Here is a 23,717-nt window from a genome sequence, read left to right as displayed (position 1 = left end):
ATATTGTTGTTCATCCTAGTTTAAAGTTAATAATTAAGAAGCCTTAATTTTTTCTGACAGTTCCTACAGTTCCGTCTCGAAACTACTAAATTATAACTAACAAGTTTATGATGAAACAAGAACCTGTAATTGCCATTAAAAATCTCAATCACTACTATGGTAAAGGCGCATTGAGAAAACAGATATTATTTGATATCAACCTAAACATTTATTCTGGTGAGATTGTAATTATGACGGGGCCATCAGGTTCAGGTAAAACAACATTACTGAGCTTAATTGGTGGTTTGCGGTCTGTACAAGAAGGAAGTTTAAAATTTTTAGGTGAAGAACTCGTTGGCGTCAATCAAAATAAACTGGTGCAGATGCGACGCAACATTGGTTATATTTTCCAAGCTCACAATTTGCTAGGGTTCTTGACAGCGAAGCAAAATGTGCAAATGGCGGTAGAATTGAATAATAATATTTCTCAAACAGAAGCAGTGGCTAAATCAAAAGCCATGCTAGGGTCAGTTGGTCTAGAAGAACGAGTGGATTACTACCCAGACAATCTTTCTGGTGGACAAAAACAAAGAATTGCGATCGCTCGCGCCCTAGTGAATCATCCCCCACTAGTGCTAGCAGACGAACCAACAGCAGCATTAGACAAACAATCAGGACGCGATGTTGTGGAAATAATGCAGAGTCTAGCCAAAAATCAGGGAACTACTATCTTATTAGTGACACACGACAACCGCATTTTAGACATAGCCGATCGCATCGTTGAAATGGAAGATGGTCTTTTAACCCGTAATTCCCCTAATACAGCTATTCAGTCATGATGTTAGTCATTTGTCCTTTGTGAATGACCAATGACTAATGACAGCCATAATTTATTATCTAGTCGAGCCTGATTTTTTCATTCCAGGTGGATTTGGCGGAGTTGGGGTATTTGGTTGGCGACTAGTACGAAAAGTCACATTTACCCCTTCATTTGATTGCTCCAGCACCAGTAGAGGCGTAGGTTTAGCCTTTTGATCCCAATGCATGGTAGCAATCCGACCTTGAATTATTGGTTGCCAACTATCTTCGCCTTCTATCGGGCTTAGGTAAGTTTCTATACAGTCAATAATTTGACTAATAGTCGCAGAAGTTGCTTGCGTCGGTAACTTCGTTAACCGGATTTGAATGCGAAATAGCACTCGCTTGGCAGAATTCCCTGGACTACCAGTTTCATACTCTACATCAAAAATTTCATCTACTTGCCGTCCAGCGCTATTAGCAATTCCGATTGCTCCTTGTTGGGCTTGATTTGGACGCAGGGCTTGAGTAATTTTATCTTTGATCTGAATCTTCACTTGATTAAGGATTGCAAAATGAAACACCTCTTCTGCCATCCGCATTCGCAGATAATCTAGGTTAAAGTCCCGTGAGTTAACCAAATCGGGATTAGTTTCCATTTTGCGAATTGTTTCCAGCGCCAGCTTAAATTTTTTCTCTAGTTCTCGCGCACGGAATTGTTCAAACTTAAGTTTTTTCTCCAGCTTATTCATCTGGAGCTTACTATACACAATCAAAGCAATGACGGCTAAAGCCAGTCCTCCAGAGCTTACTACCAATAATGGTACTATTTGAGGATTACTCGCTGGCACTTCCTGGGATGGCTTTTTAGTCTTTGTCCCGGAGGGTAGGGCAAGAAAGATCGAAGTGGGCATGGTTGAGAAACTGAAAAACTTGACTCCTGATGTTTAGGATGCCCAAATCTTCAATGCCATCTTGCTGTATGATTAATATTCTTTCTTTACAGCCTTTTACAAACCGCGTATGTCCAGACACCAGAGCCTCCCTGCCCTGTCTGAGATTTCATCTACTAGCCTGAGCAATATTCGCCTGATAGCCACAGATATGGATGGGACTCTGACTAGACGAGGAAAATTTACTCCCGCACTGCTGCAAGCTTTAGAGGATTTAGCGGCAGCTGACATTAAGGTGCTGATTGTCACCGGACGTTCTGCTGGGTGGGTGAGTGGATTGAGTGCGATTATGCCAGTAGCCGGCGCGATCGCAGAAAATGGCGGTTTGTACTTTCCACCTGGGAACCACAAACCAGTAGTCTTAACACCCATTCCCGATTTAGCTCAACATCGCCAGCACTTGGCTACGACTTTTGAGAATTTACAAACTAAATTTCCCCAAATCCAAGAATCTGCTGATAATCGTTTTCGCATCACCGACTGGACTTTTGATGTAGCTGGTTTGAGTCAAGACGAACTACAAACCTTAGACAATCTCTGTCAACAAATGGGTTGGGGATTTACCTATAGCAATGTGCAGTGCCACATTAAACCCCAAGGCCAAGATAAAGCTGTGGGATTGTTGCAGGTATTGCGCGAATATTTGCCTCAGTATTCACCAGAACAAATTGTCACTGTTGGCGATAGTCCTAATGATGAAAGTTTATTTAATCGGCGTTATTTTCCTGTTTCTGTAGGTGTGGCAAACGTGCTGGAATATGCGAATCAATTGAAATATCACCCTGCTTATATTACCATTGCTGCCGAAGGGGAAGGATTTTGTGAGTTATCTAGTTATATTTTGAAAAGCTTGCACATCTCAACTTAGAGAGAAGTAGAGTTGTTCTACGTTGACATACTCACGGCTCTAAAGAGACGGTGATTCTTCACGCTTCATTGACAGATACCACCGGAATGGTTTTACTCCGTCTCGACGTGCATTTAGAGTCGTGGCAATGCCCTATCCCGACTTTGTTTATATTTTTGGCGGCGTTCCCAGTTAAACTAAGCGATTCCCTCACGAGAACCGCTCGTCTACAAAACCGGACATGAGACTTTCACCTCATCCGGCTCCTCAATGATTTGGCGCTTGTCATGCGTACCTGCAACCGAACCATCATCGATTGTTTTCGTGTCGTGGCAGTGTCTATGTAAAATCTGGAGATTTTTGTAATCGTCTTTGCCTCCCAGAATTTTGGGGATAACGTGGTCAATCTCCAGTACATCCTCCTCTCGGAAGTACAATCCGCAGTGGTTACATTTCCCTTTTTGCTTTTTAAGGAGTGTGGACATCCTTATTGTTGCTTCGGGGTGTGTTCCCATTCTTGAACTCCAATAAATTAGGTTGCCATCGAATGGACTGGCTCCGCCTCTGACTTTTACATGGCGTACTATAGGTGTTCTGCTATGTTTAAGTAACTGCATTGGGTTTTTACCTTCTTGTCTGGTTGCGAATACCGAATTATCACCACTGATAGCTTGCCAATATTTTTTTGCTATCCATTTTACCGTTTTGTTACGGTGGCGCTGTTTTGCCCATACTCTCAGTTTCTTGTACATTAGACCTCTTGCAGAAATATTTTATGGTATGTTAAGGGGTTTGCCAGTACCTATTTTGAGAGAATATGCAATACGAACAAACCAAAAGCTTAACGGAGGGGGAATTTAAACGCTTGTTTGGGGTAAAGAGACAGACAATTGAAGAAATGGTAGGCGTGATGCGTCAGTACATCAAACTCAAGAAAACTTCCGATAGCCCAAAACTGAGTAGAGAAGATCAAGTACTGGTGGCTTTACAGTATTGGCGAGAATATCGCACTTACTTTCATATTGCTAGTGATTGGGGCGTGTCGGAATCAACGGTCTGCCGAACTGTTCATAAAGTAGAAAACACCAAAATTGTTCAGGAAGGTTCAGTCTCCCAGGAAAAAAGTCTCTTCTACAAGAGCAGAATCCAGAAACTGTAGCCTTTGATGTGACTGAATCGCCAATAGAACGCCCCAAACATGGCCAGAAGCGATTTTACAGTGGGAAAAAGAAACACCACACTTTGAAATCACAAATTATCGTTGATTTGAATACAGGTGCAATTATTTGCACCGCGCATGGTCAGGGTAAACACCATGATTTTCGTTTATTCAAACACAGTCGAGTGCGCTTTCATCCTCAAACTTTAGGATTGGCTGACCTTGGTTATCAAGGGATTACCAAACTTCATCCCAAAAGCAAAACCCCGAAAAAGAAACCTAAAGGTGGACAGTTAAGCTTGTCAGACAAGGGTTTCAATCGTCAGTTAGCTCAACAACGAGTTATCAGTGAGCATGTCAATCGTTCCTTAAAGATTTTTAAGATTCTTCGTGAACGTTATCGTAACCGTCGTCGGCGATTTGGGCTACGTTGTAATCTGATTGCTGCACTCTACAACTACGAACTTCAGCTTACCGGATGAGTTTTCACCAATTCTGGTATTAGTAAACCCCCTACTTTATCACAAAATATTTATGCAAGAGTTCTATTGTAGGGATGCCCAATGGTCGTTTCTCATCCTTTCCAGGTTTGGGTATCCATACCCTTCTAGTTGGGCGACCTTTTGAGCCTAATTTTAATTTGGCAACTAGAGCGAAACGCTGCTTTGGAGTCAGCGACTTTATACCGTCAACCCCCGCCGTTTTCTTGCCCTGATTGTCTTGTGAAACCCTTCTAACCGATAAAACCTTTGCTGACCATCACCTCATCAGCGTCTTTTGCAGTCTGCGTATTGCTTTAACATCTCCACGAATAGAGGCTTTGTAAATTCTCTTTTGCAACTTGTAAACACGTTTTTCCAGCTTTCGCCAGTTAATGTGTTTCCATTCCACCGTCGATTCGTCTTTCTTTGCCGTTAAACTTGGTTTATCCGGGGGGATGACCAGTTTTATTGGTTCGGGATTGATTTCTCGCGTTTTAGACTTATTCATTACTAGTTGTGACTTTACATTCCAATTCATCGTGAATCCGTCAGCATATCTTTGTCATTACAACAAAGCATTAGCTTCTGACTCAATCCTGCCTATCGTTTCATGCGGTTAGCACCTACTCAGGTATCGACCCCCTGAGAGAAAGACGATAGGTTACTTCGTTCCGAGTGACCATTGGTTGAACTTTTAGGGTGATGCTCTCCACCGGGTTTATAGGAGGTGCTTGTTAGTCAATCGAGAAGTTTGCTAACTCCTTATCCTTGCCCTTTTGGGACTCCCAGCGCAAAAAACCTTATTTCGCTGGTTAACACGTATCGATGGTTCAAATGCATCTTTGCTTACGCTACCCATGAGTTCATGCTTGAAGGAAACCGACTTAGGCTGTCAGCTTTACCTCCTTTTCACCCCGCTTCAGGCTTTGATGGCTAGTCTCGAACCTGGGGGTGATGCTGTCACCACTGCACCTGTGGGGAGGGACTTCTCTGTTTAGAGTCACCCTCATGGTCATTCAGTTGTCATCTACCGGGGATTAAAGTGCGAACTCAATCCTCATGGATTACCCTGTAGAAGCTAATCATCCCCCGATTACTCGGTTTCGATTAAACGAATCGCACTCTCAGTCGTCTTCAGTTCCGCAATTCAGGCATTTAATCTCGTGCACTTTTAAATCAAGCTTTCCCCATTTAAACCCGCAGGCATTGCAGACTTGGCTAGTAGGTTCCCAGCGACTAATGACATGGAAAGTTCTGCTGTATTTTTCAGATTTAGCCTCGCAAAGTGTCCTAAATTTTTCTTTTACCATTCAAGGAATCAAAATAGTTCTTGTAGGCAATTCCTAAATCCGCTACCGATTGCTGCAATGGTATCGAGGAAACATTAGACAACCATTCTCGCGCCTCAGACTTTTTGGCTTGGGTTAGTACAAGCTTCTGCAAGTCCCCATTCCTGGGCAGCTTTTCACATTGTTTACACAAAGCCAGCGCATCATTCCAAACTACACGCACGCAGGCGAACAACTGAGCAAGGCTCGTTCGTTGTTGGTCGGTTGGGTAGAATCGGTATTGATATCTAGCTTTCACCCCTTTGTGCAAAAGGTTGGTCTGTACAGAAAATATAGCTTGGACTGCACAGAATGTCAGCCAGTCTCCGTCGGCAAAGACACAGTGTTACACACTTAAAGATTCACTTGGTCTGCGTGACTAAATACCGCAAGACTATTCTTACCGCCGAGAGTCTTGCTTTGGTAAGGAGAGGGATGTCCATCAGGATTGGGTAAGGTTTTTGTTTGGCTAACGATCGCCTCAGCGTTATGCTCAAGCACCATTTAACTTAATATGTTTATTGTCCCCCAGCTCAATGGGCTACATCTGCCTGCCCTTAGGTCATTATGGCAAAATCTAAGAAAAGCGCTACTCCCATCAATCTCAGCGATCCACAATATTATCTTAACCGAGAGTTAAGCTGGTTAGAATTTAATAGCAGGGTGTTACATGAAGCCTGTGACGATCGCACGCCCCTTCTGGAACGCCTCAAGTTTTTAGCAATCTTCAACTCTAATTTGGATGAGTTTTTCATGGTGCGCGTTGCTGGTTTAAAGCAACAAGTAGAGGCGAAAGTCAGCCTGTTAACTCCCGATGGTCGAACACCACAACAACAGCTAGATGATATTAGATCTACTCTGACTCCTCATGTAAAGAAACAGCACCAACATTTTGAGCAAGTACTTCGACCCTTATTAGCAAATCATGGCATCCATATCCTGGATTACATAGATTTAAATCAAAAACAACGGACTCATCTCAACAGTTATTTTGAAGAACAAGTCTTTCCAGTTTTGACCCCCCTGGCTGTTGATCCCAGTCATCCCTTTCCTTTTATTTCTAATCTCAGTCTGAATCTGGCTGTTGTCGTCAAGAACCCAGACACCGAAGAAGAATTCTTTGCCAGAGTTAAAGTCCCCAGTGTTCTACCACGATTTTTGCCGATACCGCCTGAGTTGGGAACAGTGGACGAGGGAAAACCTGCCCATTGGACTGGAGTACCTTTAGAACAAGCGATCGCTCATAACTTGGAATCTCTATTTCCAGGGATGAACATTCAAGAATATCATCCCTTCCGCATTACCCGTGATGCCGATTTAATATTAGAAGAAGATGACGCAGATGATTTGTTATTAGCGATCGAACAGGAACTGCGAAAACAGCGCCTGGGTGGGAGTCCAGTCCGGCTAGAAATTCAGTCCCAAACTCCTGAAATAGTGCGATCGCGCTTATTGCATGATTTGGAATTAACAGAAAGTGATCTTTACGAAGTAGACGGTCTTTTAGGACTGCGGGATTTAATGTACTTTATGTCCTTGCCACTGCCGGAACTCAAAGATCCACCACGCCAATCTGTTGTACCATTACGCCTGCAACGACTCAAGGAAGCGAGTTTAAATCCAGATGTCGTGGAGACGGACGAAGGAAAAGACTTTTTTGCTGTGATTCGGGAAAAGGATTTGCTAGTACACCATCCCTATCAATCCTTTTCGGCTACAGTGGTGCGCTTTATTACCCATGCTGCCTATGACTCGAATGTGTTAGCCATCAAGATGACCCTTTACCGGACTTCTGGTGACTCGCCCATCGTTAACGCCTTAATTGCCGCCGCCGAAAATGGTAAGCAGGTATCTGTACTGGTGGAATTAAAGGCGCGATTTGATGAAGAGAATAATATTTACTGGGCAAAACGACTAGAAAGAGTTGGAGTTCATGTTGTCTATGGTCTAGTAGGGCTGAAAACCCATAGTAAAACCCTGATGGTGGTCCGGCGCGAAAAAGACCGGATACGTCGCTACGTGCATATTGGTACTGGTAACTATAACCCCAAAACGGCACGGCTGTATACAGATTTAGGATTGTTCAGTTGCCGTGAAGAATTGGGTGCTGATGTCACAGATTTATTTAATTTCTTAACAGGATACTCCCTGCAAAAGTCTTATCGAGAGTTGCTGGTTGCACCTGTGAATATGCGCGATCGCTTTTTGGCACTAATTCACCGCGAAATCGAAAATGTTAAAAATGAATTTTCTGGACGCATTGTTGCCAAAATGAATGCCCTAGTCGATCCGGAAATTATCGCCACTTTATATGAAGCTTCCCGCGCCGGAGTGCAAATCGACTTAATTATCAGGGGCGTTTGCTGTTTGCGTCCAGGACTCAAAGACATTAGTGAAAACATTCGCATAATCAGCATTATCGGTCGCTTTTTAGAACACTCTCGCATTTTTTATTTTCATAACAACACACAGGAGGAAATCTATATCGGCAGTGCCGACTGGATGCGCCGCAACCTAGATCGCCGAGTCGAAGTAATTACTCCAGTTAAAGACCCGGATATTGCTAAAGATTTGCAAGAAATCATGGGAATTATGCTCGCAGATAATCGCCAAGCTTGGGAATTACAAGCTGATGGCACTTACATTCAACGCCGTCCCTATGATGATTCTCCAGAAGCTAATTCACAAAAAATTCTCATGAATATGGCATTACGCTCAACTGGTGTAGCCTCAAACCTGATTGATTAAAAAATAAGTTATTTCTACCTTGACAACTAGCTCAACTTAGTTTATTAGAAAACTTGAATTTTTGAGAAGTTATCTAATATCAAGTTCGGGTGATTACTTATAATAAAATCTGTCAATGTAGGTTGGGTTGAACGGCAGTGAAACCCAACATGAACAAGGATCAAATGTTGGGTTTGGTTCCTCAACCCAACAAAGCAGATATTATAAGTGTTTAACCAAACCTGATATAAGTTGTTTGTCATGAGTTCAGACAACTTATTCAACCATAGGATAGATGTCAGTGCTGGCACTTGTTCTCATAAACTAGAGAGGTTATTTTGAATAATTTCCTCTTTCCCCTAAATGTTAATGTTATCCTGTGAGCTTTCTACCTTGCGTGTTCTAGTAGTTGATGACCACGAACTGACTCGTTTAACCTTACAATTGGTTTTTTCTTCCCAGAAAAATATTCATGTAGTAGGTTTAGCCAGTAATGGTGAAGAAGCTATAGAAATGGTTAAACGTTGCCATCCTGACGTAATTGTTCTAGATTTACAAATGCCAGTCATGGATGGTTGGAGTGCGTCTAATCACATTAAAGCTATATCTCCGAACACCCAGATTCTTGCTTACTCCTCAGTGGAAGACGTAAATTTTCAGGGGACAAAGGCAATGTCTAGCTTTGATGACGTTTGCAAGAAAGATATACCTACAACCGAACTTATTGCCTTAGTTAGGCAGTTAGGTCAGCGTACAGGAAATGCTCCAGTTGCAGGATAAATGATCCAGGTATGTAGTTTCGCCAACTCAGCCTTAGTTCAATTCTGGGGATTTGAGGACATGATAGTACTGAGGAGCGTCGGTATACCCTGAAGTTGACGGTTAAACCGACGCAATTTTTGATAATTTCTACTCTACCGGAATGGTGCGTCTAAATTCATCAATTAATTCATCCAGTTCTTCCAAAGCCTGATTTACGTCAACTCTCAAAGTTCCCAGGTTTGGTTGTTCCAGTAGACTTAACAGGTAATCGCGTTTAATTTGAACTGCGACAATTCGTTCTTTTATAGTCTGTATATCCATTATTTTTTCCGATCTTTAACTACCTTTAAGTTTAAAGTTAACTCAAAATCCAACATTCTGGGGCACTAAGTAGGTCAACCTAATTAAATATCAAACGCTCAGGAGATAGATCCGCGACTTCTTAGAGAAATTGGGTATCCAAGTACTTCCTTTATTTATACCACCTAATTACTGACTTAAGTTAATAATCTTCCCTAATTTGTTAGTCATAGCCGATGATAATAAAACTGAGGTATTAATAATTTATACTAATTTAAGCTCATGCTACGCCAAATCTCTTTGGGAACACTCGGTTTAACTATCGGCGGCATCTTAACCATCATTGGCTTTGTCGCCTATGCTGCTAATAATCCCACACTCAATCTTGTCGGATTTTTTTACGGGATTCCTCTATTGTTGGGAGGGCTGGCGCTGAAAGCTAATGAACTTAAGCCAGTACCATTTAGCGAAACTACGTCACCGTCAGCATTGATATTGCGGGAACAGCAAGCAACTGATACTCAAAATAAAATTCGCAAAGACATCACCCGATATTGCTACGGTCAAGATGCTCATCTAGATACAACACTTTCTTTTCTAGGTTTGAGTCCCACAGACCAGGAACGGCCAACAGTCACAGGATTGCGAGAAACAGAAATTAATGGCAGCTATGCCCTAATTTTAGAATTTGATTCGCCGCTAATACCATTTGATGTGTGGCAAAAAAAGCAGGAAAAAATGACCAACTATTTTGGACCTGGATTGAAAGTTCAAATAACGCAGCCATCTGAAAATACAGTTGAGCTAGCACTGATTAATACTCAAAAAGAGTCAATATAATTGATAATTCATAATTTAAATCAGTGTTAGCTCCTGAACTCTCCACTGATTTAAGACCACTGAATTAAAGCCTCGACTCAGCTCGGCTTTAATTCAGTATTGGCTCTGTACCCATTCTTTAATTATGAATTAATAATTATTCGGCCATAATATCTCCGGTGTGGTTCATAGACAGTAAAAATCATGAGCAAATATAGAATTTTAAAACCGGAGCAAAGTTACACTTTTAGTCAATACTTTTTGTTGCCCAACCCAACAATAGACATACTGGCTGAGTTTGAGTATAGCTACGATCGCACAGAGCTAGAATTACCAAGATATTTGCCTGAACTGAGCTATTTAGAATTTTTACAAAATTATTTGTAGCGCAATATCAAGCTTTTTAACCCAATCGCTGAGATATCAATACGGGAATTTTTAATTGCACCTATCCTTGCTGAAATATGCGCTCATACAAAAGCTCAACTATATAGTGAGTATCCGATTAATGTTAATGAACAACTCAAAGGTACTTTTGATTATTACTTACATAAATCTAACTCCCTATTGGTGGTTGAAGCAAAACAATCAGATATCAGAAGAGGGTTTACACAGCTAGCAGTAGAATTAATCGCTCTTGATCAATTCCTAGATCATGAGAAAGCTATTTTATATGGAGCAGTTACCAATGGAGATGACTGGAAATTTGGTACTCTTCATAGAGAAGATAAGCGGGTTGCAGAAGATATTAAACTTTACCGTGTTCCTGAAGGTTTAGAAGATTTGGTACGAGTGCTTGTAGGCATCCTTTTATCTGAACTGAGTACTTCTTAATTCACTCAGCACGGGCTAAACCTTAGCTATTCGCTAACAGCCCTGAGTATGGTAAACTACCCATTGCTTTGAGTTGTGTGACAGACTTTTAACTAATCGCCGAATTAACACATTTCCTCTTAACCACTGACTAAAAAGTTACTTTTCTAAACGAACTGCATACCACTGTAAATATTGCCCAGGAGCAATATCTAATTCGCAGCTAGTGTCGAGTAAATATTGTGCTTGAGCTTCCACAGCATCAAATTTTTGCAAGTCAGGTGATAAATCTTGAATTGGGAGTTGTTGGAGAGTTGTTTTGAGCTTTTCTAATAACTCTGATGGTGTCAGAAATTGTTCTGGTTGATTTGTTTCTAGAACAACAAAGTGATCTTGCTGGTACATTAAGGGGTCTGGCATTTTAAAGTTTTAGTGAATCTAAATAGGGTTTGATTTTTTTTGTAAGAACTTCTGATTGTTTGCATAGCCAAAAAGGTGATGGTTTTATGTGCTGTCTGTGAAGTAATTATAGGATTTAGTTGTTCAAAATAATAAATTTAAGTCAAATGACATTAGTATTAGCTATCTTATGAGCGCACTTTGGCAATTGCTTTGCCCTGTCTCAATAGGTTTATAAACTAACTCCAAAACTAAATAATTAAGGTGTGCATTTGCAATTTTTTTGAAAATTGCAATTTAACTTGAACAATGGGGAAATATAAAAGCAATGCTTCCTCTCATAACCATAGTTGAACAAAAAGGTAACAATTGCGTTCGTGTTCCAATTATAGATTGTCTATGCAACTTAGTTATCTACCGCTTGCTTGGCTCACTAACATTCAGCAGTCTATTGTCAAAAAACAGTTGATTGTGAAGCCAGCTCCACCATTGCCGCAAATTCTGGCATTGATGAAAAGAGCGATCGCCCCCATGCGATTGAGTTGCACAGCCTTTTTCAAGATAGTCCCGCAAGTAGAAGGCAACTCATGTCAGGCATAAGCCAATTTACTGATTCTAAGCAACCACCACTGATTTTAGTGGTTGATGACGAGAAAAGCACCCGAGTCTTGTTGCGTAAAGCTATGGAACAAGAAGGTTATCGAGTGGTCGAGGTTAATGATGGTAAACAATGTTTAGATGCTTACGAGACTATCAAACCTGATATAGTTTTACTAGATGCTGTAATGCCTGTGATGGATGGCTTTACCTGCTGTAAGCACTTGCTCCAGATTGCCAGGAATAATAGAATATCAGCCGTTGCAACCTTTGATACTGACTCGATCCTTAACAATACTATCATCCCCATGTGGGATCGCACTCCCATATTGATAATCACATGCTTGGACGACGAAGAATCCGTAAACCTTGCTTTTGCAGTAGGGGCGACTGATTACGTCACTAAGCCAATTAACTTCGCTGTATTGCGCCATCGGTTACGCGGACTGCTAAAGGAAGCACAACTTTACAAACAATTAGAGGCAACAAACCAAGCTTTGCATCACCTTGCCAATGTAGATGGCTTAACTGATTTGGCAAATCGTCGCCGCTTTGACGATTATCTGCATACTCAGTGGATTAATCTCATACAAGACGAATCTCCCTTGTCAATGATTTTGTGTGATATCGACTTTTTTAAATTTTATAACGATAAATATGGCCACCCAGCTGGGGATATTTGTTTACAAAAGGTGGGTGCTCTCTTAGGACTTAAGGCACAAAAACATCATGATTTAGTAGCGCGTTATGGTGGCGAAGAATTTGCTGTAATTATGCCAGACACCCCTGCATCTGGCGCACTTCACGTTGCCGCAGCGATACAAGCGGGAATCAAAGATTTGCAAATTGCTCATGAAGGTTCTGCGGTGAGTCAGTATCTCACCCTCAGTATGGGCATTGCAACTGTTGTCCCCACTTGGGAATCCTCACCTTCAGATTTGATTGTGCTGGCAGATAAAGCACTCTACCAAGCAAAGGACGGGGGGCGCGATCGCTTTGTCTCAAGTTCTTAATTGTCATTTGTCATTTGTGAATGACCAATCCCTAAGAAGGATAAACTGGCAATGTGAAGTGAAACCATGCTCCGTTATTGGGCGCAGAGTCTACCCAAATTTGGCCATAATGTGCCAGGATGATGGATCGACATAAACAAAGACCAATGCCGTAACCTTCTGTACCTTCATCCCGTTGTAGGCGGAAGTGATTTTCAAAGATGCGATCGCGATTCTCTACAGGAATACCAGGCCCAGTATCACCAATACTAAACTGAACTTTTTGGGTAGTGCGGTGCAATCCACCAATGCTAATCTTACCACCTTTTGGGGTGTATTTTATGGCATTATCCAACAGATTCATTAGCACTTGGCGGATGCGTTCTGGGTCAGCATATACATCAGGTAAGTCATTGGGAATATCCGTTTCTATCTCTTGGGCTTTGGCGGTGTAGCGATCGCCCAATTCTTCTAGTACATCTAAGCACAGTTTACCTAGCTGTACTTTTTGTGGTACAATCGGGAATTCTGTATCTTTGCCACGACCTACCTCTAAAAGGTCGGCAATCATCCGATCAATGATCTTAGTTTGATTACGGGCTTGTTTTAATAAATGTGCCGTCAAGGGTGGTTTGAGGCGCTGGAATTTCCCTGTCTCTAAATTGTAGTTAGATTGGAGAGTCTCTATGGCGATCGCGGCAGCAGTTAGCGGATTACGGAGATCGTGTGCCAGCATCGCAATCACCCGGTCTTTAAAATGTAGCTGCTCTTGGAGATGATCTTTTTCCTGCTTCAACTGAAAAATTTCGTCTGAGAGTCGGATTAGTTCAGCAGAAACAGCAACTGAACGGATAGTGGATTTGGGTGATGTCACTCTAGCATTGTCGTCTATACGTTCTTGTAAGTCTGACTGTAATTTTAAGTAGGTTTCCACAGCAGCTTGCCAGCGAGGCCACCAGTTTTTCAATTGCGTTATGATATTACTCCCAGCTAAAATCTGTCGTGGTTCAGGATGGATTTTGATTAAAGCTGGCGTTGCGATCAATTTAAAGTGTTCTGCTAAGTAAGGTTGTTGTCCAATATCGATAATTTGAAGTTCAAAACTATACTCAGTCTGCAATTCTTTTAAATAAGCACGTATTCGCTGCACCTGTTGTCGGGACTTGGGGCGTCCATCGACAAACAGTAACAGCTGGAGTGGAGCCTCAGAATAAATAGGCTGATCCTGGGAAACTTGCATGTAATCGTGTTTCAGCACTCGTAACAACCCGGTGACGCTTTACAGAAAGTAAAATGGACTGGCGGTTATCGATGGTCGTTGTTTTTTCTTCTTAATATCTATTTTAGATTTTCATACTTCTATCAGATCGGCGTTTTTGACATCAGACATATCTTTTTGCTGCCTTTTGCCCCTTTTGGCTAACTTCATCTCCAAGAAACACCCTTGCCCTTGAATATAAGTCTTAATTGCCCTGAATCAAAATTTTCGTCAGAGCCAGCAGATGAAAGGTTTAATACTATGTCAAATCGGCTAGTGCAGCACCATGTCAATCCGAGTGATCGCTTTGAACAAGCGATCGCCCAATCAAACGCAAACCCTAATTGTATCTAATCTATCAGGAAGCTGTTAACTGTTCAGACCAAGTTTGTAGAGGGTTTCTCAACCGCCAGTGCATCCGATGAAGTGTCTTTTTTGTCTCTACCCAATCCTACTAATGATTGGGAAACAGCCATAGCTAACAGATACTAGGGAAACTGCTGCAATACTTGATTGCTTTGCATATAACCCCAGTCGCCAAGAATAACGAACTTACGCTAAGTTGCTGGAATTGCTTAAAACTGGCATTTTCCAGCTATTGCCTTACTAAGCTTACCATCGTTAGATGAATAATTTCCAGAATCGATTGTAAGCCAACGTTAGCGATGCCCTCCTTGGGTGAGGCTAAGGGGGGCTTTAGTCCTAGTCTATCACTTCAGTTGGTTGGCGATCGCCTGACTAATAGTGCATGTGCAAGGAGATTAAAGCTTTTGGTAACTAAACTGTTCTTTGGCGAGTTTTCAATCACTTATCCGCTCTGGTAATTGAATATTTAGAGAACTATCTGAAAAATTGATTCACGATCTAGTAGTCTGCCAGATTAATTTTGCTCAGTTCCTAGTGGGTGGCTTTAACCCTGATCTCAGAACTAAAGACAGCACCAAGATCACAAAACTCTTATCTAGCAAGCATTCCAGATTTGTTTATATTTTTTTCCGAAAATGTTAGTTTGCCAGAATTTTAGGGAATTCTATAAATAAGCATGGGAACAAAACCTAATGGCTGTAAAACAAAGACAACACGGTAGCTTTTTGCTACCGTTTACTAATTTTTTGAGATATCATCATCTTCACCAATAGGAAGAACAGCAGAGAAGTAGGGGATTGGAGGAGAGCAATGCCCAATCCCCTATTCGGATTCCCATTTAATGAACAGTCTGCGCTAGGGTAGGAATTGAAACTCAATTTGTGATTTCCTGTGCTTCCCTGTAAACGTCCAGCTGTATTTCTAATTTGGGCTGTTCTACTCACCTCGTTAACAGCCTGTGCTAACAGTCCAGTCGCCAAAAACCTTGAGCAATCTTTGGCGGCAGATCCTAAGCTGCAAAACAATCCAGCTGTCTTTGGAGAATCTCAGGTTAACCAACCGCAAGCACAGCCAAACGAATCAACAATTAAGTTACCAGCTGATTTTCCCAAAGATATCCCACTATATTCCAATGCCAAACTCCAGGAAGTTACACCTGCTAGCGGCTCAGAAAACAGAATCTCAACTCGTTGGTTGAGTTCTGATCCCAGCAACTTTATTGCTAGCTTTTATCGCAGCCAGTTTCAAACAAATAACTGGCAGATTTTGCAACAGCCAACAGATGATGCGGGAGGTGCATTTGAGGCACGTCGTAACGATTTGCTGTTGAAGGTTTCTATTCAGCCCAAATCAGTTACTAATGCCACACCGAATCAACCCCAAACAGCCACTGAATTATTGATTGAGTACCTACCGAATAGTACTGTAACGGCACAACCTACCCCAAATACAAATCCTAGCGAAACTAATAACGCCGTTCCTCAACCAAGTAATCCACAGTTCATTGGCCCGGTACCACCTGCAAATTTGGCAGCACAGCCACCAAGCACGGCTAATAATCAAACAACTCCTACAGCCACAGCCGAATCTCAGGCATTCAATGATCTGAATAAAGCACCGCAAGAATGGCGGCAACATATCCAAGACTTGGCTGCATTAGGTGTTTTGTCTCTAGAACCAAAGGCAACTAAGAGTAACTCTACTACCACAACTAACCAGTTTGAACCCAGTAAAATCGTTACACATCGGGAATATGCCCGTTGGCTAATTGCTGCTAATAATGCTATCTATGCCAGCAATCCCGCTAAACAAATTCGCTTGGCATCAGAAAGTACTCAACCAATTTTTAGTGATGTGTCGGCAAAAGACCCTGATTTTCCAGCAATTCAGGGATTAGCCGAAGCTGGGTTAATTCCCAGTCCATTGTCTGGAGATTCTACAGTAGTTTTGTTTCGTCCTGATGCACCCCTAACGCGGGAACAGTTGCTGCTGTGGAAATTACCCTTAGATACTCGCCAAGCTTTACCCTCTGCTAACTTAGATGCTGTCAAACAAACCTGGGGTTTCCAAGACGCAGCCCGAATTGACCCCAAGGCTTTAAGAGCAATCTTGGCTGATTACCAGAATAGCGAACAATCGAATATTCGCCGGGTATTTGGTTATACGACTCTGTTTCAACCTAAAAAACCAGTAACTCGTGCTGAGGCTGCTACAATTTTGTGGTACTTCGGCACTCAGGGTGAGGGTGTATCGGCTGCTGAGGCTTTGAAATTAAAGCGAAGTTAAAATAATTCGTAATTCGTAACGGTGATAAAGACAAGAGTCACAAAACTTGCCGCGACTTGACTGAGCGATCGCTGAACGTTTTGTTATATGATGTCCGCTTGATTACTTATTAAACCCCAAGAACCCCACCCTGCCAAAGTTGTGCTTTGTCTCCCTGCCCCTAATCCCCAGAGGGGACCCCGAGTTCCCCGCAGGCTCTTAGGGGTTGGGGGAGGGCTGCAATTATGCGGACATGATATTAGTTGCTGTTGACTTAAACCGCCAGAATTAGTTTAAGCAATGTCTACGATGGTTTACCCGATTCTGTTGCGGTTAGTCCATCGAGAGCATAAAAGTGGGCAATTACCACCCCTTATGATGTAAATTTTGCTATTTCTTTGTAATATACCGATTTGTTATCAAGAAAATGTAAATCTAAGTATTTACAGCGTTTTTATCCGTGTTTGATGAATTTTTGAGGGATAGTTAAGTAAAACAACGTAAATTAACTCAATAGGAGTACTTAGTTTTGAAGTAACTGACTATCCGCCTTTGATTACTTTTAAACAGAGTAAGTACAGCTTGCGTAAAATCGTCCCGAATTGAGGGTTGAAATTTAAACGCATAAGCGCTTCGCCTTGCCGCAAGCTAGGAGCGCAGAAGCACGCAGAGAATTCGCTACGAATTAATGAAATATTGTACTAAGGAATACCACAGGTAAAACGAATATGAAAAAACAAGCGATCGCAGCCGGATTTGTTCTATTTTCTTTCATGTTACCGACCAAAGCCTCGGCTGCGAGTTTTGATCAGCTTTATGTATTTGGCGATAGTCTTTCCGATACAGGCAATATATATAATGCTACGGGTAAAACATACCCTCAAAGCCCACCTTACTTTGATGGACGTTTTTCCGATGGCCCAATCTGGGTGGATTATCTCGGAGATCAGCTAGGGTTAAAGCCTACTTTATTCACTACTATTCTTCCCACACAAATTCCTACCCAAGGGATAAACTTCGCTTTCGGTGGTGCTAGCTCTGGTTTAGATAATGCTGTCGTTCCCAATCAAAATTTACCAGGAGTACTCAAACAAGTCCTTGGCTTTGCTGGAACTCTGAAAGCAAATAATCAAACTGCTGATCCAGATGCACTTTATACATTGTGGGGAGGTGCGAATGATTTCTTTTTTCTTAACCCTGAAGACTCGGCCACGCCAATCAGTAATATATCTCTGGCGTTGAATACTCTGGTAGGAGTCGGCGCGAAAAATATTTTGGTGTTTAACTTGCCAGATTTGGGACAGATACCAGCAGCGAAAATCAACGATCGCAACCCTACAACCCTTAGCAAATCTACTAATGAGTTTAACTTGGGTTTAGCAAAAACTGTGAGCGATTTGAATCAAAATCCGAATCTTAACATCATCTCGATTGATACTTATTCTTTATTTAATCAGGCAAGTGCATTGGGTTTTACGAATGTAACCGAGTCTTGTTTATCTAGACCAGATATATGTAACCCAGGTAACAACAAGTTTCTCAGCTGGGACGGTTTCCACCCAACGACCTCTGCTCATAAGGTGATAGCAGATGTTGCACTGGCGGCGATTGAGGCTAAGTCTGTCCCTGAACCTTCGATCAACTTGGGGATTTTAGCCCTTGGTGCTTTTGGTGCGATAGGAGCGCTGAAGCGTCAACAAAAAAGGTCAGCAAGTTGGGTTGTTGATGGAAAATTGTCTCATACAATAGTTGAAAACTAAACTAAGGAACGCGGATTTAATAAAATACAAAACCTCACCCCCAACCCCTCTCCGTGAGTTCGGAGAGGGGAGACTTTGGCGAATGTCAAAGGCGGGGTGAGGTTAAAAACCATATTTGGACGTTATTTAATTCACATTCCTAACTAGGGTTTGCTGAAAAAGAAAGAAAAGCTGACATACTGCGATTATCAGACCAAAGAAGTATATTCAGGTGCAAGACAAGAAAGTAAAATAGCTCACAATCCTTGCATTTAAGTGACTAACACTCAGGAGTATGTCATTAGTAACCATGTACCGAAAAAAGGGTCAGGCGGCAATCTCACCAGAAAACTTTGAACTTGCGTTTTCTCTGAAGTTATGATCAGATAATCGTTGGGTAGTTCTAGCTTCTTTAATACCCTGGACAGAATTTGAAGAGGAATATTCTTCTGGATTCTCTACAGAAATGGGAGCGCCCGCAAAGACATTAAGTAGATAAAAAACCAAGAACAATGTTAGTAAAGAAAAAAAGAAACAAGATTTGGAATCCTCTCGGATTCGTAATTGTATTGAGGGAAAATTTGGGCAAGGTAAAAGAAGATTTAGCCTGGGTAGAGTCATGGCTAAACTATCTCATACTTCTCAAACTGCAATTGCTATTACTTTTTTAGTGATGAATCTTTCTACTCACCTGTCACGGCTTTTTTGTGCTTTTATTATGTCTATTTTTCAAAAATAGAACTTTTTTGTAGTCTTGTATAATTAAAAATTATCATCTTCGGAGTTGTAGACAATAAACGCTTATATTTGACTTTGTTTGAATAACTAGTCAACCCTCCTCTTACTTTTTTACTACTTTTTCAGCAAACCCTAATTACAACAAAGGTTTCTGATTTTTATCTCGCCGTAAAATAGCTCGGCTTTAACGATTGAACAAACGACAATATCTTTAGTTGCAGTGGATTCTAGTTTCTGCTTTAAGGTTGTGTTTTTACCACGCATATAAATAATGCAAGTGTTAGTATCTAGCAGGAATTTCATAGAATCGGTTCGCGTTCTGGTTGTTGTCCTTGGGGATGGCGAAAAAATAGACCTCTTGCAAAAGTCCCAAACACCCCAGCCTTAATCCCCTCTCGAAGAGCGGGGAACTCGGGGTCCCCTCTGGGGATTAGGGGCAGGGAGACAAAGCGTAGCTTTGGCGGGGTGGGGTTCTTATTTCTGATTTATGCAAGAAGTCTAATGTTTCGTCTTGGATACATCCATAGAATTGAGTCAGGGGATATTCTGGGGTTTCGGTTTGGGTTTCTGGTTGTAGAGAATCGATGAGAGTTTTGAGCAATGACCAGCCATTTCGGCTCAAGTCGAGTTCTGTGGTGAGTTTAGCCAGGGGAAATTGACGGAAAAACTCTGAGAGTTTACTTGGTTGGTCTGGGTGTGGTCAGGCTTTGGGCTAGAAGTTGAATAATATACAGTTTATCGTTGGGGAGAAAGTTGAAGGAGTTGCCGTTCGATTTCTTGGATAGCCATGATGCGGTTAAGTGAGGATACATTTATTTTACTTCCAGCTTCAGGGGTTGATTGAAAGCTAAACTCTAACAAAATTGCCTCATTCAATGTAATATCCGTCACATATAGTTGTCAGAATGCAGTTAACAGTGTCATAAAGACAAGGTGAAGGTTAACCTGTAGGGTATAACTTTCCTTAGAGTTGTCTGCACCCATAGCTTCAATGGATCGATCACACTCATGACTGAACTGACGCTACGCGTACAAGAGGGAGATACCGAGAGAACGATCGCAGTTGACCAAAATGTATTTACAATTGGCCGTTTGCCGGAATGTAACTTGTACCTACCTTTTACTGGAGTATCCCGCAACCATGCTCGCCTAGTGAAAACGGCTGAAGGTGTGTGGACTATTGAGGATATGGGCAGCAAAAACGGCACCCAAGTGAATAAATATCTTGTTAAGTGTCCCCAAGAGTTACATCATGGCGATGTACTTTGGCTGGGCAATGTTAGCCTGGTAGTGTTGCTCACAAGCCCTGTTCCACAATCGACACCTGAGTATCTTGGAACTTCGGACATTAATGAGCAAAGAACAATCCTTCACAATGTCGAACAATTACAACAGCAATGGATCGCAGCTGATAGTAAAGATGGCGACATCAATAATAATAAGGACAAAACCATTGCCCGTCTCAAAGACTTAGTAGACATAGCCAAAAATCTCTGTGCAGCGGCATCTATAGAAGAGATTTTTTCTCAGGTGCAGCAAGTCGTTTTTCGTTACCTTGATAGTATCGAACGTTTGGCATTATTAATTGATGTCAATGGTTCCGGACAGTTAGAGTTAGTGAATGCTGCCACTAGAAACGTTTCTCAACAGAAACATCTCCCCTCTGATGGGAGTTGGATTAGTCGTAGTATCTGTCAAAAGGTATTTGACGAAAAAGTTGTGATTCAAACTGCTGATACTCATCAGGATGAACGGTTTGCTAGTGAACAGAGTATTTTGGTAAAAGGCATTCGTAGCGCGATGGCGGTGCCTTTATGGGATGAAAATAAAGTTGTGGGCGTACTGTATGCCGATGCCAATCTTTCTTCTTACCATTGGGCAAATGAAGGCGAAGAAGAACTCAGCTTTTTTTCAGCTTTAGCAAACCTTGTGGCTTCTAGTGTGCAGCGTTGGCTACTGGTAGAGAAACTCAAAACTGAAGAGATGATTCGTCACCGACTAGAACGTTATCATTCTCCAGCAGTTGTACAGCAGTTGATATCTGTAGGCGGATTACCGGGTGGTCGTTTAGCGCCAGCCGAGAGCGAAATCAGTATTTTGTTTGCAGATTTGGTTGGCTTTACGGCAATTTCTGAACGGTTAACACCAACTGCGATCGCTCAACTATTAAATAATTTATTTGAAGAAATGCTAAAAGAAGTGTTTGGTTACGGTGGCACTTTAGATAAGTATATTGGCGATTGTATTATGGCATTTTTTGGCGCTCCAGAACCGCAAGCAGATCACGCCGATCGCGCTGTTAGTGCTGCCAAGGGAATGCTCTATCGTCTCGAACATCTTAATGCCAATGATTTTTGGCAAGAACCCCTACAATTGCGTATTGCAATTAATAGCGGTAAGGCTGTTGTGGGAGATGTCGGTAGTTCCCAAAGGGTAGATTATACGGCATTAGGCGCGACGATTAATCTTGCTGCTCGCATGGAAGCAGTTTGTCCCCCTGGTGAATGCGTGATTAGTGAAGTCACCCATAAAATGCTTTCACACCCCTCGGACTTCGAGGAAATGGGAGATTATCGTTTTAAAGGTATTGAGCGATTAGTTAAGGTTTATAAGACACAATTGCACCAAATGCCAACAATTATTAGTCCATTCATTAGTCTTTAGACATGGGGCATGGGGCATTGGGCAAAACAGTTCCGAGTTCTGAGTTGCCAGTAAAGAAGTGAGATTCCTCACTCAGCACGGGCTAAACCATAGCTATCCGCTAACAGCACTCAAAACTCAGCACTGATCAGGGGCATTGGGTATTGGAAAAACAACTAACAAATGACAAATTTATCAAGATAAATACATAGTTAAGTTGTATCTTTTGTTTCAAAAATAATTGAGAAATTGTCATATTAAACAACTAATTCTTCGTTAAAAGACTAAAATTTGGGTAGTAGCTTCCCCAATTTATATGTATAACATTAGGAAGCTTACATGAAGCTATTTTTTAAGAGGAGGTCAGGTAATGGCGATCGCCACCATTAATCCCGCCACTGGGGAAACTTTTAAAACCTTTGAGGCGCTCAATGATGCAGAAATTACCGCTAAACTCGATTTGGCTAATCAGACTTTTGAACAGTACCGTCAGACTAGTTTTTTGACGCGATCGCACTGGCTGCAAAAGGCTGCTGATATTTTAGAGCAAGACAAAGCAGAATTTGCTAAGTTGATGACTTTGGAAATGGGTAAGCCTTTCAAAGCTGCGATCGCTGAAGTCGAAAAATGCGCCGTCGTTTGTCGCTATTATGCCGAACACGCCCCTAGTTTTTTGGCTGATGTTTCTGTAAAAACCGATGCTAGCAATAGTTTTATTCGCTACCAACCAATGGGCGCAATTCTCGCGGTGATGCCGTGGAATTTCCCCTTCTGGCAAGTGTTCCGCTTTGCTGCACCAGCACTAATGGCGGGAAATGTCGGCTTACTCAAACACGCTTCCAACGTGCCGCAGTGCGCTTTAGCAATTGAAGATATTATCCGACGCGCAGGTTTTCCTAAAGGTGCGTTTCAAACTCTATTAATAGGCGCTGCTAAAGTTGCCGATTTAATGGCTGATGATCGGGTAAAAGCTGCCACATTGACAGGAAGCGAACCAGCAGGCGCATCCCTCGCCGCCGCCGCCGGTAAACAAATTAAAAAAACCGTTTTGGAATTGGGAGGAAGTGATCCATTTATTGTGTTAGCAAGTGCTGATTTAGAGACAGCAGTTGTCACAGCTACTACAGCGCGGATGTTGAATAACGGGCAATCATGTATTGCAGCCAAACGTTTTATTATCGCAGAAGCGATCGCAGACAAATTTGAAAAATTGCTTTTAGAAAAATTTGAGGCGCTGAAAGTAGGCGATCCCATGCAACCAGATACCGATTTAGGCCCACTGGCGACTCCTGGTATTCTCCAGGATTTAGATCAACAAGTGCAAAATGCCATCAGCAGTGGTGGTAAAGTCCTCACCGGTGGACATCCTTTATCAGATCGTCCAGGGAACTTTTATCCGCCAACGATTATCATAGATATTCCGCCTGAGGCACCAATTGCAAAAGAAGAATTTTTTGGCCCGGTAGCCTTGTTATTCCGTGTTTCGGATATCGATGCTGCCATTAAACTTGCTAATGACAGTCCCTTTGGCTTAGGTGCAAGTGCTTGGACAACCAATGACCAAGAGAGCGATCGCTTGGTTGAGGAAATCGAAGCAGGTGCCGTGTTTATCAACAGTATGGTCAAATCTGATCCCCACTTGCCCTTTGGTGGCATCAAGCGTTCTGGATATGGCAGAGAATTGAGTATCCAAGGTATACATGAGTTTGTCAATGTTAAAACTGTGTGGGTTAAATGATTAGTCATTAGTCAT

General features: G+C 41.9%; 23 protein-coding genes and 4 pseudogenes. 17 read left to right on the top strand and 10 right to left on the bottom strand.

From position 1 onward, the window contains the following. Nucleotides 1–107: 107 nt before the first annotated feature. Nucleotides 108–818, top strand: a complete 711-nt coding sequence (locus V7K36_RS26755) for a DevA family ABC transporter ATP-binding protein (protein WP_335120703.1) — start codon at nt 108–110, stop codon at nt 816–818. 54 nt (nt 819–872) lie between these two features. Here V7K36_RS26755 and V7K36_RS26750 read toward each other — a convergent pair whose 3' ends face one another. Then, nucleotides 873–1,691 (bottom strand): hypothetical protein, encoded by an 819-nt coding sequence (locus tag V7K36_RS26750; RefSeq protein ID WP_335120702.1) that lies wholly within the window; start codon nt 1,689–1,691, stop codon nt 873–875. Nucleotides 1,692–1,800: 109 nt separating this feature from the next. On the opposite strand from V7K36_RS26750, the gene V7K36_RS26745 reads away from it, so the two are divergent. After that, the gene (locus V7K36_RS26745) at nt 1,801–2,598 is read left to right on the top strand and encodes an HAD family hydrolase (RefSeq protein WP_335120701.1); all 798 of its coding nucleotides are present in this window, start codon (nt 1,801–1,803) and stop codon (nt 2,596–2,598) included. A 206-nt stretch (nt 2,599–2,804) separates the two neighbouring features. Here V7K36_RS26745 and V7K36_RS26740 read toward each other — a convergent pair whose 3' ends face one another. After that, nucleotides 2,805–3,329: an HNH endonuclease gene (locus V7K36_RS26740; protein WP_335120700.1), complete on the bottom strand. Its 525-nt coding sequence runs from the start codon at nt 3,327–3,329 to the stop codon at nt 2,805–2,807. A 65-nt stretch (nt 3,330–3,394) separates the two neighbouring features. Between V7K36_RS26740 and V7K36_RS26735 the strand changes: the two genes are divergently transcribed. Continuing rightward, nucleotides 3,395–4,218 (top strand): IS5 family transposase gene (locus tag V7K36_RS26735; protein WP_335120699.1). Its coding sequence is split into 2 segments (ribosomal slippage): nt 3,395–3,677 and nt 3,677–4,218, totalling 825 coding nucleotides; the frame shifts between segments, so codons are not numbered across the junction. Between the two features lie 31 nt (nt 4,219–4,249). Here the strand turns inward: V7K36_RS26735 and V7K36_RS26730 are convergent. The 3 genes and pseudogenes from V7K36_RS26730 to V7K36_RS26720 all read right to left on the bottom strand — a co-directional run bounded on the left by V7K36_RS26730 (nt 4,250) and on the right by V7K36_RS26720 (nt 5,805). Further along, a pseudogene (locus tag V7K36_RS26730) lies at nt 4,250–4,726 on the bottom strand (reverse transcriptase N-terminal domain-containing protein). A 616-nt stretch (nt 4,727–5,342) separates the two neighbouring features. Further along, the gene (locus V7K36_RS26725; protein ID WP_335120697.1) at nt 5,343–5,528 is read right to left on the bottom strand and encodes a zinc ribbon domain-containing protein; all 186 of its coding nucleotides are present in this window, start codon (nt 5,526–5,528) and stop codon (nt 5,343–5,345) included. Beyond that, a complete protein-coding gene (locus tag V7K36_RS26720) occupies nt 5,509–5,805 on the bottom strand; it encodes a transposase (RefSeq protein WP_335120696.1) in 297 nt (98 codons plus the stop codon). Before V7K36_RS26720 ends, V7K36_RS26725 begins: the two co-directional genes overlap by 20 nt. Nucleotides 5,806–5,858: 53 nt before the next feature. On the opposite strand from V7K36_RS26720, the pseudogene V7K36_RS26715 reads away from it, so the two are divergent. The 3 genes and pseudogenes from V7K36_RS26715 to V7K36_RS26705 form a co-directional block, all read left to right on the top strand. Continuing rightward, nucleotides 5,859–5,978: pseudogene (locus V7K36_RS26715) on the top strand (IS200/IS605 family transposase); the annotation flags it as partial. Nucleotides 5,979–6,113: 135 nt separating this feature from the next. Continuing rightward, nucleotides 6,114–8,294, top strand: coding sequence for a polyphosphate kinase 1 (gene ppk1 / locus V7K36_RS26710; protein WP_335120695.1), 2,181 nt, complete (start codon nt 6,114–6,116; stop codon nt 8,292–8,294). Between the two features lie 342 nt (nt 8,295–8,636). Continuing rightward, nucleotides 8,637–9,053: a response regulator transcription factor gene (locus V7K36_RS26705; protein WP_335120694.1), complete on the top strand. Its 417-nt coding sequence runs from the start codon at nt 8,637–8,639 to the stop codon at nt 9,051–9,053. 129 nt (nt 9,054–9,182) lie between these two features. Here the strand turns inward: V7K36_RS26705 and V7K36_RS26700 are convergent, their stop codons facing one another. Next, on the bottom strand, nt 9,183–9,356 hold the full coding sequence (locus V7K36_RS26700; RefSeq protein ID WP_334828314.1) for a hypothetical protein: 174 nt from the start codon (nt 9,354–9,356) through the stop codon (nt 9,183–9,185). A 261-nt stretch (nt 9,357–9,617) separates the two neighbouring features. Here V7K36_RS26700 and V7K36_RS26695 point away from each other — a divergent pair, with 261 nt between their 5' ends. The 3 genes from V7K36_RS26695 (at nt 9,618) to V7K36_RS26685 (ending at nt 10,988) form a co-directional block, all read left to right on the top strand. Further along, nucleotides 9,618–10,175 (top strand): DUF2854 domain-containing protein, encoded by a 558-nt coding sequence (locus V7K36_RS26695; protein ID WP_335120693.1) that lies wholly within the window; start codon nt 9,618–9,620, stop codon nt 10,173–10,175. 183 nt (nt 10,176–10,358) lie between these two features. Further along, a complete protein-coding gene (locus V7K36_RS26690) occupies nt 10,359–10,541 on the top strand; it encodes a hypothetical protein (RefSeq protein ID WP_335120692.1) in 183 nt (60 codons plus the stop codon). A gap of 183 nt (nt 10,542–10,724) precedes the next feature. After that, the gene (locus tag V7K36_RS26685; RefSeq protein ID WP_335120691.1) at nt 10,725–10,988 is read left to right on the top strand and encodes a hypothetical protein; all 264 of its coding nucleotides are present in this window, start codon (nt 10,725–10,727) and stop codon (nt 10,986–10,988) included. A gap of 138 nt (nt 10,989–11,126) precedes the next feature. Here V7K36_RS26685 and V7K36_RS26680 read toward each other — a convergent pair whose 3' ends face one another. Further along, complete coding sequence (locus V7K36_RS26680) at nt 11,127–11,387, bottom strand: chlororespiratory reduction protein 7 (protein WP_335120690.1); 261 nt, start codon at nt 11,385–11,387, stop codon at nt 11,127–11,129. Between the two features lie 378 nt (nt 11,388–11,765). Between V7K36_RS26680 and V7K36_RS26675 the strand changes: the two genes are divergently transcribed. Then, nucleotides 11,766–11,966, top strand: coding sequence for a hypothetical protein (locus V7K36_RS26675; RefSeq protein ID WP_335120689.1), 201 nt, complete (start codon nt 11,766–11,768; stop codon nt 11,964–11,966). Continuing rightward, nucleotides 11,954–12,976 (top strand): PleD family two-component system response regulator, encoded by a 1,023-nt coding sequence (locus V7K36_RS26670; RefSeq protein WP_335120688.1) that lies wholly within the window; start codon nt 11,954–11,956, stop codon nt 12,974–12,976. Before V7K36_RS26675 ends, V7K36_RS26670 begins: the two co-directional genes overlap by 13 nt. A gap of 31 nt (nt 12,977–13,007) precedes the next feature. Here the strand turns inward: V7K36_RS26670 and V7K36_RS26665 are convergent, their stop codons facing one another. Continuing rightward, nucleotides 13,008–14,213, bottom strand: a complete 1,206-nt coding sequence (locus V7K36_RS26665) for a histidine kinase (protein WP_335120687.1) — start codon at nt 14,211–14,213, stop codon at nt 13,008–13,010. A gap of 1,257 nt (nt 14,214–15,470) precedes the next feature. On the opposite strand from V7K36_RS26665, the gene V7K36_RS26660 reads away from it, so the two are divergent. The 4 genes and pseudogenes from V7K36_RS26660 to V7K36_RS26645 all read left to right on the top strand — a co-directional run. Beyond that, a complete protein-coding gene (locus V7K36_RS26660; RefSeq protein WP_335120686.1) occupies nt 15,471–16,865 on the top strand; it encodes an S-layer homology domain-containing protein in 1,395 nt (464 codons plus the stop codon). Nucleotides 16,866–17,572: 707 nt separating this feature from the next. Beyond that, nucleotides 17,573–18,604, top strand: coding sequence for an SGNH/GDSL hydrolase family protein (locus V7K36_RS26655; RefSeq protein ID WP_335120685.1), 1,032 nt, complete (start codon nt 17,573–17,575; stop codon nt 18,602–18,604). 289 nt (nt 18,605–18,893) lie between these two features. Then, nucleotides 18,894–19,067: pseudogene (locus tag V7K36_RS26650) on the top strand (IS5/IS1182 family transposase); the annotation flags it as partial. Between the two features lie 15 nt (nt 19,068–19,082). Continuing rightward, nucleotides 19,083–19,335: pseudogene (locus V7K36_RS26645) on the top strand (transposase); the annotation flags it as partial. A 416-nt stretch (nt 19,336–19,751) separates the two neighbouring features. On the opposite strand, the gene V7K36_RS26640 reads toward V7K36_RS26645, so the two are convergent. Continuing rightward, nucleotides 19,752–19,943, bottom strand: a complete 192-nt coding sequence (locus V7K36_RS26640; RefSeq protein WP_335120684.1) for a hypothetical protein — start codon at nt 19,941–19,943, stop codon at nt 19,752–19,754. A 113-nt stretch (nt 19,944–20,056) separates the two neighbouring features. Then, nucleotides 20,057–20,212 carry a hypothetical protein gene (locus tag V7K36_RS26635; RefSeq protein WP_335120683.1) on the bottom strand — a complete coding sequence of 52 codons (156 nt, stop codon included), beginning with the start codon at nt 20,210–20,212 and terminating at the stop codon, nt 20,057–20,059. Nucleotides 20,213–20,329: 117 nt separating this feature from the next. Here V7K36_RS26635 and V7K36_RS26630 point away from each other — a divergent pair, with 117 nt between their 5' ends. Continuing rightward, entirely contained in the window at nt 20,330–21,985 is a 1,656-nt protein-coding gene (locus V7K36_RS26630) for an adenylate/guanylate cyclase domain-containing protein (protein WP_335120682.1), read from the top strand. A gap of 349 nt (nt 21,986–22,334) precedes the next feature. After that, nucleotides 22,335–23,702 carry an NAD-dependent succinate-semialdehyde dehydrogenase gene (locus V7K36_RS26625; protein ID WP_335120681.1) on the top strand — a complete coding sequence of 456 codons (1,368 nt, stop codon included), beginning with the start codon at nt 22,335–22,337 and terminating at the stop codon, nt 23,700–23,702. The last annotated feature ends 15 nt before the right edge of the window (nt 23,703–23,717 follow it).

The organism is Nostoc sp., from assembly GCF_036919555.1.
GTDB lineage: Bacteria > Cyanobacteriota > Cyanobacteriia > Cyanobacteriales > Nostocaceae > Nostoc.
Note: the sequence above shows the minus strand (reverse complement) of the source record. Positions and strands in the feature narration are given on the sequence as shown.